A 16,599-nucleotide genomic window follows, 5' to 3' on the forward strand; every position below is an offset into this window, starting at 1 on the left:
CCACACGATCAGGACGATCACCGCGATCCACCACAGCGCCTTCAGTGCGAAGCCCGCGCCGAAGAGGATCAGAGCCAGAAGAAGAACCAGAAGCAGGGGAACCATTGTTATCAACCTCCTGGCCACCTAGTGCCCTTACTTCACCCCTACAAGCCCTCGAACCCCGCGTTTCTTTCCCCCGGCACGGGGCACAAGCGGAGGTTCGCGCCTCCCGTGACCGCCCTCGATCTCAGCCGCCCGGCGCCGGCCCCACGGCGGTGATGACGAGCGCCGCCTGGTCGTCCTCCACCTCTCTGCCGCCCACGAACGCGCGCACGTCCTCGGCGAGGATCCGGACGATGTCGGCCGCGGCCGGCCGGCGCGGGACGGCGGCCAGGGTCTTGGCCAGGCGGGTCTCGCCGTACTGCTCGGCACCCGCGGCCCGGCATTCGGTGATGCCGTCGGTGTAGAGCAGCAGACTCTCGCCGGGCCGGAGGGTGAGACGGCGGGCCGTGAGCCCGGGCGGGATGCCGATGCCGAGGAGCCCGCCCGGCGCCTCGACACCGGCCACCGCGTTCTCGGCGTCCAGCAGCAGTGGAGGGGTGTGCCCGGCGCGGACGAGCTGGATGCCGAGGCCGTCGGCGTCCGGTCTCAGATGCCCGTGGACGAGGGTCACGAAGCCGTTGTTCTGGTGGGCGAGGCGGTCGTTGAGGGCCTTGTCGACGGCCTTGACGACGTCGACGGGGTCCTCGAGCAGCCCGGCGACGGCGCGGGCGGTGTGGCGCACCAGGGCGGTCGTGGTGGCGGCGAGGGCCCCGCGACCGCAGACGTCGCCCAGGATGAACGCCCAGCTGCCGTCGCCGCGGGGGAAGACGTCGTAGAAGTCGCCGCCGATGTCCAGTCCCTCGCCGGCCGGGTGGTAGAAGGCGGCGAGCTGGGCGCCCGGGATGTCCGGCAGGTCGGGCAGCAGCAGACCGGACTGGAGGTCGCGGACGAGAGCGGCACGTTGCGCGTACTGGCGGGCGTTGCGGGCGGCGGAGGCGGCCCGGCGGGCGAGTTCCTCCGCCAGGGTGACCCGGTGCCCGTCGAAGGAGTGCCCCCGGGTGAACAGCAGGGTGAAGGCGCCGAAGGGACGCCCGCGGTCCAGAAGGGGCACGCAGACGTAGCCGGTGACACCGAGGGCGCTCCAGGGGCCGGGGCCACCGGGGGCCCGGCGTGACACCTCGGCCACGCCGGAGGCGAGTACGCGGGCGACGGCGTCGTCCTCCGCGTCGTGGACCGGTGGGTGGGAGAGGAGCAGATCGCGTGCGCCCGCGTCGGCGGCCGCGGCCGCGACCCGCCGTACGCGCCCGGCCTCGACCACGTCGACCACGGCCAGGGGTGCGAGGGCCGGGGTGGACAGGGAGGCCAGCCGTTGCAGGGTCTGCGTCTCGTCCAGCCGGCCCGCCAGGGCGGTGCCCGCGGCCAGCAGGAAGGCGAGGTCGTCGCGGGCGGCCTTCTCCCGCGCGTCCGCCGCCCGCCGGGCCTGTTCGGCCTGGTGCCGCTCGATGGCCAGGGCGGCGGTATGGGCGAAGACACGGGCCAGGGCGAGGTCGGTGTCCTGCGGGGCTCTCGGGGTGCGCAGGTACATGGCGAAGGTGCCCAGCAGCCGGCCGTCACGGGCGAGGATCGGCGTCGACCAGCAGGCGGCCAGCCCCGCCCGGCGGGCCAGCTCGCGGAAGTCGTCCCACAGGGGGTCGGTGGCTATGTCGCTGACTATCACGTGCCGGCGCCGGTGGGCGGCGGTGCCGCAGGAACCGACTCCCTCACCGGTGGCGATGCCGTCGATGGCCCGGTTGTAGAACCCGGGCAGGCTCGGGGCCGCGCCGTGGCGCAGGTGACGGCCGTCCGCGTCGGCCAGCAGGACCGAGACGAGCACCTCGGTGGACAGTTCCTCGATCGTGCGGCACATGCCGTCCAGGACCTCGGGCAGCGGTGCCTGGCGGGCGATCTGCTCGAGCAGCGCGCGCTGCTCGGCGGCGAGTCTGCGGGCCTGTCTGACCTGGGTGGTCTCCACGCCGATCATCCGCACGCCGATGACGTTGCCGGCGGCGTCGCGGCGCGCCTCGTAGGTGAAGTCGAAGTAGGCCTCGCGGGCGTCCGGGCCGACGCCGATGACGACGCGGGCGCCGCGGCCGACATGACGTTCCCCCGACCGGTAGACCCGGTCCAGCAGCTCGATGAACCCCTGGGCGGTCAGCTCGGGCATGAGTTCCGCCAGGGCCACGCCGGTGCGTTCCCGCTGCCCGCCGCCGATCGCCGCGAAGAAGGCCGGGTTCGCCGCCTCCAGCACGTGGGCGGGGCCGGCCATGGACGCGAACAGCGCGGTCGACGTGCCGAACAGCAGCGAAAGGTCCTCTTCCCTGCCGCCCAGCGCGCCGAGGTCGTGCGCTTCGAATGCCGCCCGCCGATCACGGTCAGCCGTCATCCCGCCCCCTCGTCAGCGTCGGCCCCGGATCCCGGACGGCCGTCTCGCGCGCGGCATCGGTCGATGCCTCACCCAGTGTCATATGCGCCCGATGCCCCGATCCACGCCTGCCGGGAGCGGCACCGGCTCGTGCGCGGCCCCACCGGTGCCGGGTTCGGCCGCTCGCCCCGCCGCCACCGCGGCGGGCCGGCACCGACCGGTCGAGGAGCCGATGCCAAGGAGTACCGTACGTGAGGCGGACGCGCCCGGCCGCCGCCGTGACCTGCGCCGACGGCCCCGGCGACCCGCTCACGCGGACCGGCCGAGCGGCGTCCCGGAACGTGGGGGAGTCGGGAGCGCGGCCGCCGGGAACCGGCCCTCCGGGCAGGTGCACCGGGGGCCGATCGGGGCACGAGGGGGTGGCGGGCCCGCTCGTGTACGAAGTACGAATGACCGCACCAGGATGTGGCGGGTACCGGGAGTGAGGGAGCGGCGGATGGCTGGACGGGACGACACGGAGCGGGGACCCTCGGCCCGTGCCGGCGTCTTCTCCGCCGACGAGGTCATCGGCGCGGATCTGGCCGCCGTGGACTGGGCCGCCACGCCGCTGGGGCCCCCGGAGGAATGGCCGCAGAGCCTGCGGACGGCCGTGAGCATCCTGCTGTCGTCCCGCTTCTCGATGTGGATGGCGTGGGGGCCGGAACTGACGTTCTTCTGCAACGACGCCTACCGCCGCGCCACGCTCGGCCACAAGTACCCCTGGGCGCTGGGCCGCCCGGCCCCCGAGGTGTGGGCCGAGGTCTGGGACGACCTCGACCCGCGTGTCCGCTCCGTGACGACCACGGGCAAGGCCACCTGGGACGAGGCCCTGATGCTGATTCTCGAGCGGTCGGGATATCCCGAGGAGACGTATCACACGTTCTCCTACAGCCCGCTGCGGGACGACTGCGGCGCCGTGGTGGGCATGCTGTGCGTGGTCAGCGAGGAGACCACGCGGGTCATCGGTGAGCGGCGCATGGCCACCCTGCGTGACCTGGGCTCCGATCCGAGCGTGGTGCGCACCGAGCAGGAGATGCTGGAGTTCGTCGCCCGCCAGCTCGCCCGCAATCCGCGGGATCTGCCGTTCACCTGCACCTATCTCTTCCAGGACGACGGTTCGGCACGGCTGGCGGCCGCCACGGGGATCGAGGCGGGCCATCCGGCCGCACCCGTGGTCCTGCCGGCCGGTGACCCCAAGGCCGTCTGGCCGGCGGGGCGGGCCGCCGACGGGCAGTTCGTGCGGGTGCCGCTGAGCGGCCCGCCGTACGACCGCCTGCCCCCCGGCGCCTGGCCCCAGCCGCCGGCGCACGCCCTGGTGGTGCCCCTGCTGAGGCAGGGCGAAACGCCGTACGGCTTCCTGGTGGCGGGGCTCAACCGGTTCCGGCCGCTGGACGACACCTACCAGGGCTTCGTCGAGCTGGTCGCGGGTCACGTCGCGGCCGGTATCGGCAGTGCGCGCGGGTACGAGGCGCAGCAGCGCCGGGCCGAGGAGCTGGCCGAGCTGGACCGGGCGAAGACGGCGTTCTTCTCCAACATCAGCCACGAGTTCCGCACCCCTCTGACCCTGATCATGGGGCCGGTCGACGAACTGCTCACCGGGCGGAACGACGACCCGGGGCTGCGCGAGCGGCTGGAGGTCGTCCGCCGCAACGGGCTGCGCCTGGGCAAGCTCGTCAACGCGCTGCTCGACTTCTCCCGCATCGAGGCCGGCCGGATGCAGGCGACGTACGAGCCGGTGGACCTGGCCGCCGCCACGGCGGAGCTGGCCAGCGTCTTCCGCTCCGCCATCGACAAGGCGGGGCTGGCCTTCGAGGTGGACTGCCCGCCCATGGACCAGCCGGTGTACGTCGACCGCGGCATGTGGGAGAAGGTGATACTGAACCTGCTGAGCAACGCACTGAAGTTCACCTTCGAGGGCACCATCCGGGTCACCGTGCGCACGGAGGACGGCGGGGCCCGGGTCACCGTCTCCGACACCGGTATAGGGGTGTCCGCCGAGGAGATGCCCAGGCTGTTCGAGCGGTTCCACCGGATCGAGACCGCGCGCGCCCGGTCCCACGAGGGCAGCGGTATCGGCCTGGCCCTCGTGAGGGAACTGGTCGGCCTGAACGGCGGGACGATCATCGCGGACAGCACGGAGGGGCGGGGCACCGCCTTCACCGTCCGGCTGCCGTTCGGTACGGCGCACCTGCCCGCCGACAGCGTGGCCCCGGCGGACGGCGGGACGACGGTGTCGGCGGCCGCCGACCCCTACGTGCAGGAGGCGCTGCGCTGGCTGCCGGGCACCCCCTTGTCCGGGGCGGCCCAGGCCGTGACGGAGGCGGCGGAGAGCGCCCCGGGCCACCGCGCGGCCGGACGCGTCGTGGTCGCCGACGACAACGCCGACATGCGGGAGTATCTGGCACGCCTGCTGTCGGGCGCCGGGTACGGGATCACGGCCGTCACCGACGGGATGAGCGCGCTGGACGCCGTGCGGGCCGATCCGCCCGACCTCGTGGTCAGCGACGTGATGATGCCGGGCCTGGACGGGTTGGCCCTGGTGGCGGCGCTGCGGTCCGACCCGCGGACCGCTTCGGTGCCGGTGCTGCTGCTGTCGGCTCGCGCCGGGCAGGAGGCCTCCATCGAGGGCCTGCAAGCGGGTGCCGACGACTATCTCGTCAAGCCGTTCGCCGCCGCCGAACTGCTGGCCCGGGTCCGCGCGAACGTGGAACTGGCGCGGTTGCGCACGCATCACCTGCGGTGGCGCAACGCCCTGATCGACTCCCTCCAGGAGGCCTTCTTCGTCTGTGACGAGGAGGGCACCGTCATCGAGACCAACGCCGCGTTCACCGACATGCTCGGCTACCCTCCCGAGGGCCTGCCCTACAGACCCGTGCATCCCTGGTGGCCCGACCCCGACACGGACCCCGACGGGTACCGGCAGGCCGAGACCGCTTTCGGGCGGCTGACGGGCAGCAGCGCGCGCAGGACGAACGCCCTGCCCGTGCGGCACCGTGACGGGCACCAGCTGTGGGTGAGCGCGACGTTCAACCAGGCCGAGGACCCCGACACCGGGCGCCGGATGACCGTGGGCACGTTCCGGGACGTGACCGCGGAGCACTACGCCATCCAGCGGGAGACCGCCCTGGCGGCCCTGAGCACGCGGCTCTCGCAGGCCACCAGCCTGGCCGACGCGCTCACGGGCGCGCTGCACGAGCTGAAGCAGCTGTGGCGGGCCCGGACCGTCCTGGCCGGCATCTTCGGCCGGCACGGCGAACCGGCCGTGACCGGCACCGACCCGTCCCTGTCCTGGCCGTCCCTGTCCGCCGATCGCAGAAGCTTCCTGGAGCGGCTGCGGCAGCAGCCCACACTCACCCCGGTCACCGCCCCGGGCGGGGCCGGGATCCTCCTCGAGCACCCGCACGGCCCGCTGACGCTCTGGGTGGACCTGGGCGAACGCCGGCCCTTCACCGGCGAGGACCAGCTGCTGCTGACCCTGCTGGCCGGGCATCTCGCCCAGGGGCTGGTCCGTGTCCACCAGATCGACCAGCAGCGCGAGACGGCTATCGCCCTCCAGCGCGCCATCCTCGGGCCGGCGCTGCTCCCCGACGGCTTCGCCGTGCGCTACGAACCCGCGACCCGGCCGCTCGAGGTCGGCGGTGACTGGTACGACACGGTGCCCCTGCCCGACGGCCGCATCGGCATCGTCGTCGGCGACTGCGTCGGTCACGGTCTGACGGCGGCCAGCGTCATGGGGCAGATGCGCAGCGCGTGCCGTGCCCTGCTGCTCCAGGAGCCGAGTCCCGCGCGGACGCTGATGGCGCTGGACCAGTTCGCCGCCGGTGTCCCGGGCGCCCTGTGCACCACCGTCTTCTGCGGTGTCCTGGAGCCGGCGACCGGACGGCTGGTCTACTCGAGCGCGGGACATCCCCCCGGGGTCCTCGCCCTCCCGGACGGCACCGTCCAGCTGCTGGAGGAGGGCCGTGCCCTGCCGCTGGCGGTCCGCCCCGGCCGGACGCGTCCGGAGGGGGTCCGGACGATGCCGGGCCGTTCCACCCTGCTGCTGTACACGGACGGACTCGTGGAACGGCGCCGCCGTTCCCTGGTCGCGGGCATCGAGCAGGCCGGCCGGGCCGTCCAGGAGGGCAGGGACACGACGGTGGAGGAACTGGCCACCCAGCTCATGAAGCGCCTCGAACCGGACGGCGGATACGAGGACGACGTGGCGCTGCTGCTCTACCGTCATCCCGCGCCGCTCCAGGTGACGTTCCCCGCCGAGTCGGCGCGGCTCGCCTCGGTCCGCCAGGCCCTGCGCGACTGGCTCGACCAGTGCGCACTGCCCCGGCACACCGTCCAGAACATCATGGTCGCGGCGGGTGAGGCGTGCGCCAACGCGATCGAACACGGGCACCGGGACGGCCCCGGGGGGACCATCCGGCTGAGCGGGCTGGCCCACACGCACGACCTGCTGGTCACCGTCACCGACACCGGCCGGTGGAAGGTTCCGCAGCCCGAGCTGAACCGGCACCGCGGACGCGGACTGAAACTGATGCGGGCGCTGATGCAGCAGGTCACCGTCACACCCGGCCCGAACGGCACCGTCGTAGAGATGCAGACGAGGATCACCTGATGACCATCCCGCTCACCGTGACCCGGGCGCGACGCGCCGACGGCACGTCCGTGCTGACGGTGGTCGGCGAGATCGACCAGAGCAACGCCGGCACGCTGGCCGCGGCCCTCGACGGGATCGCCGGGCCCGTCGTCGTGGATCTGGCCGGGGTGGAATACCTCGACAGCGCGGGCCTGAACGTGCTGTTCGCCCACAGCACCCGGCTGGAACTGATCGCGCCGCCCCTGCTGGCCCCGCTGCTCAGCATCTCGGGCCTGACCGAGCTGGTCCCGGTGCACGCGGCGAGGGGCTGCGCGCCGGGCGCTCCCCCGCCGTGACCACGGCCGGTGTGCGGGCGCGGTGATCACGGCGAGGCGCGCGTCAGAGGGACGGCGCGGATGTCAGAGCGACGGGGTCTTGCCGGGCGCGAGGGTCATGACGGAGTCGAGCCCGAGGATGGTGAACATACGCAGCAGGCCGTCATCGAGTCCGGTGACGCTGAGGGACCCACCGAGGGTGTCCAGCCGCTGGTACCAGCCCACCAGGGCGCTGACACCGGTGGAGTCCATGTGCTGCGTGCGCGAGGCGTCGAGAACCAGGTGGCGGCACCCGGCGTCGATCAGGCCGTCGACCGCCGTCCGGAGCGAGGACGTCGTGTACAGATCCACGTCTTCGGGCAGTTCCGCCCTCGTCCGGTCGCCCTGACTGCCGGTGATGTGCAGCAACGTCCCACCTCCCCATCCCGTGCGGTGCCCGCTGTCGGGTACCCAGGCTACCCGGCGGACATCCGGCCGACTTCCGCACCGCGCGCCCCGGACGGCCCGCGGCGGGCGTCGGCCTCCCCGGCGACCGGAACCCGCCGCCTCGCCGCGCGCCGACCGATCCGCGGCGGGACGCCCGCGGAGCCGTACGGAGGCGTTCCGCTGCGTTCCCGGCGCGTCACGGCCGTTCCGGGGGACGGCCCGTGGGCGGGCCCCCGGCCTCCAGGCCGCGGTCCGAGGACGGGGCGTCCGCTTCCGGGGGGCGTCGCATGTGGGGCAGGGCGTCGGAATCGTCGTCACCGGCGCCCCGCGCGCGGGGTGCGGCGGAGAGTACGACGACCTCGTCCTCGGCCGCCCACACCCGCCGCTCGGACTTGCCGGGTGCGAGCCGGATGCCGTCGTCGCGGTGCGCGGTGCGCGGAAGGTGCGCGCGGTACCCGATCGCGCACTCGCCGCGCCGCAGCGCCGCCGCCACCACCGTCGCGAAGGAGGCGTCATGGCCGGGCCGTACGTACAGCCCGGCCGGGCGCAGGACGAGCCCGCCGCCCCGGGCGGCGAACACCTCCTCGAACACCGGGGCCAGTGTGGGGTTCAGCGAGATCTGGGCCATCAGCAGAGCGGTCAGCTCCCCCCGGACCACCGCGTCGGACTCCGGGCCCAGCTGGGCCAGGGCCCGGCTGCGGTGATCGCACAGTTCGGCCACCACCGGCAGCGCGCGCCCCGTCTCCTCCTCCCGTGAGCGCAGCATCAGCAGGGTCAGCAGGGTCCGGTCGTCGGGGCGTCCGGAGCCGGCACGGGCGTCGCGGTCCGGCCCCAGCACGATGACGCTGTCGTAGCCGAACACGTCCAGGGTGCGCAGCGTCTCGGGGCGGCCGAGGTCGCCGACATGATGGGTGACGCCCGGCCACCCGGTGTCCGTAAGTCCTTCGACGTGCCCTCGTACGAGCCCGTCGTCCGGGCCGGTGACCACGTCGAGGACGGATCCCGGCCGGGTGGTCCGGCGCAGGACGTCCACGACGAGGGGTGCCCGGCGGTTCCAGCCGAGCAGCAGGATTCGTGACGGGATCTCGGACCCCGGTGCCGGCGGAGCCATGGCGGCCGGGTCGATGTGCGCACGGCGGTCGGCCGGCACGGCTGCCGTGTCGTCGTCGGCGACGACGACCAGCCGGTCCCCGGTCCCGAGGACGGTTTCCGGCCCCGGGGCGAGCAGGGGGCGGCCGTCGGCCCGCAGGATCCCGACCACGCAGGCGGACTCGAAGCGCAGCGCGACCTCCGCGAAGGCCGGTCCCGCCGGCCCGGGCGCCTCGAACACCCGGAACTCGGCACCGGCCACGTCCAGGAGGTCGCGCAGCACGGCCGGCAGACCCGGGCGCCGCGCCGACTGCACCAGCAGCCGCGCCGTCGTCGAGTCCGTCTCCAGTACGACGCCCCGTGCTCCGGCCGCCAGCCGCGCGGCCGCCAGATAGCGGCCGTCCCGCACGGCGGCGACGACCGCCGGCCCGGCCTCCGTACCGGTCAGTGACCGCAGCGCCAGCAGGACCCGCACCACCTCCAGGTCGGCGTCGGTGTCCTCGGCGGGCAGTACCAGCACGGATTCGGCCGCGGCCGGGGCCACCAGGGCCAGCGCCCCGGGCTCCGTCAGTGCTCCGGTGCGGCAGACCAGCCGCGCTCCGCCCGCTGCCGGCGCGGCGGCGAGCGCCTTGTCCATCTCGGCCGTGTCCCGGTCGGCGAGCACCGCCACGATGCCGCGCCGCCGGCCGCCACGCGCCGCCGTCAGCTCGGCGACCACCGTGAACACGTGCTCCGACCAGCCGAGCACCACCACGTGATCGCGCTCCAGCACGGTCGAGCGCCCCCGCCGCAGCTCGGCCAGCCGGTCACCGAGCCCGGTGGTGATCACCCCTGTCAGCGTCGACACACACAGCAAGGTGATCAACCCCAGGAGCACGGAGAGCAGCATCCGCAGCGGCGCGCCGGTCGCCACTCCGAGGCGCAGGGTCTCCGCACTGGTGCGCCACACGGCCGTGAGCCGGCCGGACAGGGAACGCGGCGCGCTCGGGTCCATCCACACCAGCAGGGTGCTGACGGGCACGACGACCATGAGGCAGCCCAAGGCCAGCCAGCCGAGCAGCGTCCCCATGCTGCGGGCCAGCCTCGTGTCGAAGAGATAGCGCGCCCGGTCCCGTAACGAAGCGTGCTGCCGCCTCACCTTCGCCCCCTGACGTCCACGGTCCTCGGAGTCCCAGCGTGCTGGGGCGGCGCTCGCGACACGCCGCGCCGGCGGTCTGTTCATCCTTTCGGGAGCGGCCTCGCGGCTCGGCGGCCGGCGGGCCGCGCGCCCGCGACGACGGGAAAGTCCCGTTCCGTCCGCCGACTTGGCGCGGTACGGACTTCAAAGGCCGGTTCCGCATGGGGTGAAGTCGTCCCACGTGGGTACCGGCAGGACGACGCGACGCGGCTTCCCGGAGGGGTGACGATGGGTTCGGTAAGTCAGCTACGGCAGTTGAGGGCCGTGTACGCAGGCGGTGTGGCGGCCTGGTCCTTCTGTCTGCTGTGGGAGATGGTCGGGGACGACGGGTCGGCGCGGCAGACGGTGGTGCTGCTGGGGCTGCTCGCCGTCTTCCTCGTCGCGCTGCTGTGGTCGACCTGGCGTCTGTGGGAGGCCGTGCCGCGCCGCCCCGGGAGCCGGGCCAATGCCCTGGTGACCACGCGGGCCGACCAGGTCTGACGGCGCGCGGACGGCGCTCCCGCCGGCCCGGGAATCGCCCGGCGCAACCGTGGAGGAAGGGCCCCATGACTCCACTCACGGAAACAGCAGAACGCCGCCGACTTCCACGACTTCGAGAGACCGCTCTGACGGAGGAGGAACGCGCCTTCCTCCTCCGCAGCGGGCGTTCATGCGACAACGAGGTCCGGCCGCTGACGGCCGGGCACTGGGCCTAGGGCCTGTATCTGGTGGTGATCAGAGGGTGGACGGCATCAGAGATTGGCCACAACCGGACGAAGGCCCCATCGGCTCGGTCAGTCGGCCAGCGCCGCGAGCTCCGCGTTGGCACGCTCGGTGACCAGGGCGAGGACGCGACCGGCGGCGGCCAGGTCCTCGGCGGATATCCCGCCCCAGACGCGGGCGGTGACGGGGGCGGTCGACGCGCCGACGGCGGCGATCAGCTCGCGCCCCGACTCCGTGGCACGAAGGTGAGCGCCGTCCACGGCGAGCAGTCGGTCGGCCAGCAGCTCGTCGAGGGTGGTGCGGATGTCGGCCGGGTCCGCCTTGAGGGAGGACCGGACCTGGGCGACGAGGTCGTCCGGCGTCCGCGGGGCGTCGGCGGTGACGGCCGCGCGCAGGGTGACCTGCTGCTGGAACGTGACGCCGTGCCGGGCCAGGACGTGCTCCAGGAGGCCGCGGGCGGCGTAGTGGGCCAGACCCAGGGCGCGGGCGTCCGCGACGGGTGCGGTGGTGGAGGCGGTGGTGGTCATGATGTTGTCCCCTGAGTGCTCTCGTTGTTCGGTAGAGATGGAGTGAGGGGTGTGTCGAGCAGGGCCGTCAGCTCGTCGGTGAAGGCGCGCGTCCGGGGGGCGTCGAGCCCGCCGAGCGGCTCCAGCAACTGCTGGTGCAGTTCCTGCACCACGTCGATGGCCTGCCGCGTGACGGCCTGCCCCTGCCCGGTGAGGGCGAGCTGTACGGCGCGCGGATCGCGGGGGTCGCGGGTGCGCTCGATCAGCTCGGCCGACTCCAGGGCGCGCGCCAGCTTCGAGACGTACAGCGCCTCCAGGCCGGTATGGTCAGCGAGTTGCCGCTGACTGGGCCGCTCACCGGCCCGCTGCATGCCGTACAGCGACGCCACCAGCGAGTACTGCGCATGCGTGAGCCCCAGCGGAGCCACCGCCCGATCGACGGCGACGCGCCACTTGTTGGCGAGCCGCCACACCAGGAAGCCGGGCGTGGGGCCCGGTGAAACCTTGCTCATGCCAAATAGAGTACATGGCTACTATCTCCATGGCTACTATTTTCTTGCGGCTGTGACGGCGCACCCGGCTCGGCACCGCGACGGGCTGAGGGAACCTCCGGCGAGACCGCTTCCGTCCGTCACATGATCAGGACTGAAGGCAGGCCGTAGAGCACCCTCCCGAGGAGTTGACCGGCCGATTCCGTGCGAGCGGGCCGGCCGGACCGGCCCACGAGGGGTACGGCGGTCACGGCCCCGCCGCCGGCCGTCCACTGTCCGGGACGATGGTGATGGTGAGGGAGATGAGCCGCGTCGACGCGTCGGATCGCCGGATGGTCGGCAGGGCCGGCACCGAGGAGGGCGCCTCGTCCGACCGGCGCGCGTACGGAGTTTCAACTTCCGCCGGCAGCACGAACGTGCGCGGCTTCACCGGCACGGTCCGGCAGGCGGTCGGGTTCGCGGTGTCCACCGTCGTCTTCATCGGCCGGACCGTCCACCACGGCGACCGCCGGCACCGGGGCCTGCGCACGATGGGCGCCGCGCTGGGCGCCGGTGAGCCGGCCAGGGCACCCCGGTAGCGGACACGGCCGGGGTGCCGAGCGCCTCCTCGTGCCGCTCAGTGTCTGCGGCCCCGGGCCGTCCAGCCGCTGCCCACCCCCGCGAGGTGCAGGGCGAGCACGGTCAGCCCGAGGAGCATGATGTTCGTCGAGGTGAAGGTGTCGTTGGTCGAGATGTCAGCCGCATTGATCAGAAAAGCGATGAAGAACAGGACCGCCGAGACGATGGCCAACATGATGCTGATCCCTCCGATGCCGGATGGTGACGTGCTCAGTGCACTGCGGATGCCCCTGACGGGACCGGCCACACCCTGACGGCCGGTGCGGGGCGGCGGACGTCGTTCGTCCGCCGCACCGGCAGGGGGGACGGGGGAATCCGAGGGCGGTTCAGCCGCGGCGCGCGGAGACGTCGCCGTTGACCGTGGTCAGCTTCATCGTGGGCCCGCGGCCGGCGCGCCGGCCGGGAACGTCCACGGTGGTACGGCCGTTGGCCGTGGTCGCGGTGACCCGGTAGGCGGGGCTGTCGTGCGGAACGGTCACGCCGACCGAGCCGTTGGTGGTCGTCGCCGTGACGGCCGTCGGCGCGGAGCCGCAGGAGAGGATCACGTCCCCGTTGGTGGTCGCGGCCGTCAGCCGGCGCGCGTCGAGGGCGACGGCGCGCACCGAGCCGTTGCGGGTGGCCAGCCGCGTCACGGCCCCGCTCCGGCCGGAACGGGTCACCGTGACATCGCCGTTGACCGTCGTCAGGTCCAGGCCGGCCGCGACTCCCGCGGCGTCGATGCCGGCGTTGCGGGCGGTCACCGTGACGCCGACGCCGTCGGGGACGCGCACCTCGGGCATGCGGGGGCAGGGCGTGTCGTCCGGGCTCCGGTCTTCGCAGGTCAGGTCGAGGACCCAGGTGCCGTCGTGGTGGGACCAGTGGCGGTCGGCGCGGTCGACGTGGTCGTCCACGATGACCCGGTGGCCGTCGGCCGGACGCAGCCTCAGTCCGTTGCCGCTGGTGACGACAAGGGTGCCGCCCAGCGCGCCGGGCGACGGTCCTGCCGCCGGCGACCCGCCGCCGCTCGCTCGGTGTCCGCCGCCGCAGGACACGGCCAGGGGCAGCAGCGCCAGGGCGACGGTCAGGCGGGGCAGGCGTCTTGTCGTGGTCACCTTCATGTGCCTTCGGGTGCCCCGGGGCGGTCCCGCCATGACCGTGCGGTGCCGGCCCGCGTCCTGGTCCTCGTTCCTCCGGTCGTGCGCCTCGGTCGTCGTGGACCGGGCGCCCCGGGTCGGACGGGCTCCGGCCGGTGGCACCGCCGGATCCACCGGGCCGTGGGGCGGCCCCCACCGCCCGGCCGCCGGCTCGGCCATACGGAGGGGACTCGTGTGCCGGTGGCCGCGATCCCCGTGAACCCCGGACGTCAGCGTCCATGGTGGGACGATGTTCCCTTGCCAGCACTCAGGAACGTCACGGCCACCGGGGCGGAAGGTTCCCTCATGAGCGCGCCACCGCCCCCGGGAGGGAACGCCGGTGGCGGCCGCTACGGCGAGGACCTCTTCGAACCGGACCGCCCCGGGGAGGCCGCGCGGATCGACGCCGCCGCGCTGGTCTACGACCCCGTGACCACGCGCCGCCTGCGGGCCCTGGGCGCCGGGCCGGGCAGCCGCTGCCTCGAAGTGGGCGCCGGCACGGGGACCGTGGCGCGCTGGCTGCTGGAGGAGGCGGGGGTCGAGGAGGTGGTCGCCCTGGACCGGGACACCAGCCGGCTGGAGACCGCCGCGAGCCCCCGGCTGCGGGTGGTCACCGGTGACCTGACCGACGACAGCCTGCGCCTCGGCGGCTTCGACCTCATCCATGCCAGGTTCGTCCTGATGCACCTGCCCCAGCGCCGCGGGCTCATCACGCGGCTCGTGCGCTGGCTGGCTCCCGGAGGCCGGCTGCTGCTGGGCGACGCCCTGGAGGTGGCGAACGCCCTGGACACGGCCTCCGCCTACCGGCGCACCATGGACGCCCTGTGGCAGGCGCTGCGGTCGACGATCGGCACCGACACCTCCTCCGTCCCGGCGTACCCGCATTTCCTCAGGGAGGAGGGCCTCCAGCACGTCGCCGCGGAACTCTTCGTCCCTCCGCTGGTCACGGGCGGTCCCCTGGCCCGGTTCTGGTCCGAGACATGGAGCCGGATGCGTCCCGCCCTGGAGGAGACCGGCCTGGTGGACGCCGCGGTCATCGACGAAGCACTCGCCTACCTGGCCTCGCCCCGGCTGGCCGAGCTGGGTCCCGGCATGGTCATGGCTTGGGGGCAGCGGCCCTGACACGGCGGCACGGCCGTCAGCCGCCGGCCGGGCCACGCTGCCCGGGCGCGGCGGACCCGCGCGACCGGGCGCCGGGCGGCGCGGGCCGTGCCCTCACGGCGTGCGCGGACGGACCGCCACCGGCAACCGCGCCGGCACCGGTGGCCCGTACGGCTTCCCGCAGGCGTCCGGGCCGGGCGGGTGCGCACGATGCAACCACTTCCGGTAGGCCGGCGCCTCAAGGGCCACCGCCCAGTAGGCCGTCTCCAACTCCGGGTAGGCGTTGTCCAGTTCATCCTCCGTACGGGCCGCCAGGAGCAGACGTACCCCTATCGGGTCGCCCTCCAGGGGGCGGATCGCGAGATCGGTGCGGGCAGGGGCGGTCGGCTGACTGACCGTGACCACCTCGCCGATGGCGGCCAGCGAGTAGGCGGTGAGGTAGTCGCCGTGCAGGATCTCGGAGTCGAGACCCGCGGCCCGCAGCACCCGGCACACGGCGTCCCACTCGCCGTCGACCGTGGAGTCGATCATCCAGCGGTCGCCGGACAGGTCGGCCAGGCTCACCTCCGTCCGCACCGCCGCGGGATGGTCCGCGGCGAGCGTGACGAACTGCGGTTCGCGTTCGACGAGCACGCGCAGGCACAGGCCGGACGGAACGCGCAGCGGACTGCCCTCGACCTCGTGCACGAACGCCATGTCGAGGCGGCCGGCGGCGACCATGCCGAGCAGGGCGTTGGCGGAGACGTTCATCTCCAGCGCCGGCTCCACGCGCGGAACCCGTGCGCGCAGCAGGCGCAGCCAGCCCGGGATGGCCCGGCTCGCCGTGGCCCCGATGCGCAGCTGGAACCCCCCGGCGGCTCGGGCGGCGGCGGTCCTTGTCTCCGTGACGAGTGCCGCGAACTCCGCCACCAGCGGCCTGGCCCGGCTCAGCACGGCCAGCCCCAGCGGGGTCGGCCGGCAGCCGGTCCGGGCCCGCACGAAGAGCTGCGCGCCGAGCGCGCGCTCGATGCGCGCCAGCTGCGTGCTCAACGACGGCTGCGCCAGGCCGAGTTGCCGAGCCGCTTTGTGCAGACTGCCGGTGTCGGCGATGGCGCAGAGGACGCGCAGATGCCTCACCTCTAGCTCCATGGGGGGAGCGTAAGGGGGCCTGCGGCAGCGCACCAGATGTTCAAGTTCCAACGAAAGTGGACGAGTCGGCCGCCGATAGCCTCGTGCAATCCCCGATTGCCATCATCCGCCGTCCCGTTGGCCTGCCCGAGACTCACTGGCAACCGATCGTTCCACCCCACAGAACGAGTAGGAGCCCCCCATGACGTCGTTCCGCACCAGCACCGGGCCGAAGAACAGACGACTGCTGGCCCTCGCGCTCGGTGTCGGTCTGGCCTCCGCCGCGCTCGGCACCGCGAGCCCGGCGAGCGCCCAGAACACCGCCACGACACCGGCCCACTCCGCCACCGCCGGCTACGTCGGCTCGGGCGCGAAGAGTGGCAACAAGGCGTTCTTCGACGCCGTACTGAAGTCGGTCGCCAAGAGGCAGGCCGCCCACCCCACCCTCCAGTCGGTGACCGTCTACTACAACGCCGCCCAGGCGCCGAGCTTCCGCTCCCAGATATCGAGCGCCGCCTCCATCTGGAACAGCTCCGTGTCCAACGTCAAGCTCCAGGCGACGACGGGCAGCGCCGACTTCTCCTACTACGAGGGCAATGACTCGAGCGGATCGTACGCCTCCACCGACGGCCACGGCAGCGGTTACATCTTCCTGGACTACACGCAGAACCGGCAGTACGACTCGATCCGGGTCACCGCCCACGAGACCGGCCATGTGCTGGGCCTGCCGGACCACTACAGCGGCCCGTGCAGCGAGCTGATGTCGGGCGGCGGCCCCGGCACGTCCTGCACCAACCGCTACCCGAACAGCACCGAGCGCGCCCGCGTCAACCAGCTGTGGGCCAACGGCCTCACCAAGGCCCTCGCGCAGGTGGCGAAGACCGGCTGACCCGGTGCGCGA

14 protein-coding genes and 1 pseudogene are annotated in these 16,599 nt (G+C 73.5%); 6 read left to right on the forward strand and 9 right to left on the reverse strand.

The annotated features are described in order from the left end of the window. Window positions 1-105, reverse strand: a pseudogene (locus tag ACGFT1_RS00005) (hydrophobic protein); the annotation flags it as partial. Between the two features lie 124 nt (window positions 106-229). Further along, the gene (locus ACGFT1_RS00010) at window positions 230-2,446 is read right to left on the reverse strand and encodes a SpoIIE family protein phosphatase (RefSeq protein WP_373906715.1); all 2,217 of its coding nucleotides are present in this window, start codon (window positions 2,444-2,446) and stop codon (window positions 230-232) included. Between the two features lie 475 nt (window positions 2,447-2,921). Between ACGFT1_RS00010 and ACGFT1_RS00015 the strand changes: the two genes are divergently transcribed. Then, on the forward strand, window positions 2,922-7,073 hold the full coding sequence (locus tag ACGFT1_RS00015) for a SpoIIE family protein phosphatase (protein WP_373906716.1): 4,152 nt from the start codon (window positions 2,922-2,924) through the stop codon (window positions 7,071-7,073). Continuing rightward, window positions 7,073-7,390, forward strand: a complete 318-nt coding sequence (locus ACGFT1_RS00020) for an STAS domain-containing protein (RefSeq protein WP_373906717.1) — start codon at window positions 7,073-7,075, stop codon at window positions 7,388-7,390. The genes ACGFT1_RS00015 and ACGFT1_RS00020 overlap by 1 nt, the downstream gene beginning before the upstream one ends. A gap of 63 nt (window positions 7,391-7,453) precedes the next feature. Here the strand turns inward: ACGFT1_RS00020 and ACGFT1_RS00025 are convergent, their stop codons facing one another. Both ACGFT1_RS00025 and ACGFT1_RS00030 read right to left on the reverse strand, forming a co-directional pair. Next, window positions 7,454-7,777 carry an STAS domain-containing protein gene (locus ACGFT1_RS00025; RefSeq protein ID WP_373906718.1) on the reverse strand — a complete coding sequence of 108 codons (324 nt, stop codon included), beginning with the start codon at window positions 7,775-7,777 and terminating at the stop codon, window positions 7,454-7,456. Window positions 7,778-7,991: 214 nt separating this feature from the next. Further along, the gene (locus tag ACGFT1_RS00030; RefSeq protein ID WP_373906719.1) at window positions 7,992-10,022 is read right to left on the reverse strand and encodes an NAD-binding lipoprotein; all 2,031 of its coding nucleotides are present in this window, start codon (window positions 10,020-10,022) and stop codon (window positions 7,992-7,994) included. Between the two features lie 267 nt (window positions 10,023-10,289). On the opposite strand from ACGFT1_RS00030, the gene ACGFT1_RS00035 reads away from it, so the two are divergent. Beyond that, window positions 10,290-10,541 (forward strand): hypothetical protein, encoded by a 252-nt coding sequence (locus ACGFT1_RS00035; RefSeq protein WP_373906720.1) that lies wholly within the window; start codon window positions 10,290-10,292, stop codon window positions 10,539-10,541. 293 nt (window positions 10,542-10,834) lie between these two features. Here the strand turns inward: ACGFT1_RS00035 and ACGFT1_RS00040 are convergent, their stop codons facing one another. After that, on the reverse strand, window positions 10,835-11,290 hold the full coding sequence (locus ACGFT1_RS00040; protein WP_373906721.1) for a MarR family transcriptional regulator: 456 nt from the start codon (window positions 11,288-11,290) through the stop codon (window positions 10,835-10,837). Continuing rightward, complete coding sequence (locus ACGFT1_RS00045; protein ID WP_373906722.1) at window positions 11,287-11,781, reverse strand: MarR family winged helix-turn-helix transcriptional regulator; 495 nt, start codon at window positions 11,779-11,781, stop codon at window positions 11,287-11,289. Before ACGFT1_RS00045 ends, ACGFT1_RS00040 begins: the two co-directional genes overlap by 4 nt. 281 nt (window positions 11,782-12,062) lie before the next feature. Here ACGFT1_RS00045 and ACGFT1_RS00050 point away from each other — a divergent pair, with 281 nt between their 5' ends. Further along, window positions 12,063-12,338, forward strand: coding sequence for a hypothetical protein (locus ACGFT1_RS00050; RefSeq protein WP_373906723.1), 276 nt, complete (start codon window positions 12,063-12,065; stop codon window positions 12,336-12,338). Between the two features lie 38 nt (window positions 12,339-12,376). On the opposite strand, the gene ACGFT1_RS00055 is transcribed toward ACGFT1_RS00050, so the two are convergent. Further along, the gene (locus ACGFT1_RS00055; protein WP_163010864.1) at window positions 12,377-12,553 is read right to left on the reverse strand and encodes a hypothetical protein; all 177 of its coding nucleotides are present in this window, start codon (window positions 12,551-12,553) and stop codon (window positions 12,377-12,379) included. A 151-nt stretch (window positions 12,554-12,704) separates the two neighbouring features. Then, entirely contained in the window at window positions 12,705-13,475 is a 771-nt protein-coding gene (locus ACGFT1_RS00060; RefSeq protein ID WP_373906724.1) for a DUF4097 family beta strand repeat-containing protein, read from the reverse strand. 321 nt (window positions 13,476-13,796) lie between these two features. On the opposite strand from ACGFT1_RS00060, the gene ACGFT1_RS00065 reads away from it, so the two are divergent. Then, window positions 13,797-14,612 (forward strand): class I SAM-dependent methyltransferase, encoded by an 816-nt coding sequence (locus ACGFT1_RS00065; protein ID WP_373906725.1) that lies wholly within the window; start codon window positions 13,797-13,799, stop codon window positions 14,610-14,612. A 93-nt stretch (window positions 14,613-14,705) separates the two neighbouring features. Here ACGFT1_RS00065 and ACGFT1_RS00070 read toward each other — a convergent pair whose 3' ends face one another. Next, window positions 14,706-15,719 (reverse strand): LysR family transcriptional regulator, encoded by a 1,014-nt coding sequence (locus tag ACGFT1_RS00070; RefSeq protein WP_373906726.1) that lies wholly within the window; start codon window positions 15,717-15,719, stop codon window positions 14,706-14,708. A gap of 181 nt (window positions 15,720-15,900) precedes the next feature. Here ACGFT1_RS00070 and snpA point away from each other — a divergent pair, with 181 nt between their 5' ends. Beyond that, entirely contained in the window at window positions 15,901-16,587 is a 687-nt protein-coding gene (gene snpA / locus ACGFT1_RS00075) for a snapalysin (RefSeq protein ID WP_373906727.1), read from the forward strand. Window positions 16,588-16,599: the final 12 nt, after the last annotated feature.

Origin of the sequence: Streptomyces sp. Y20, assembly GCF_043195475.1 — a bacterium.
Classification (GTDB): Bacteria; Actinomycetota; Actinomycetes; order Streptomycetales; family Streptomycetaceae; genus Streptomyces.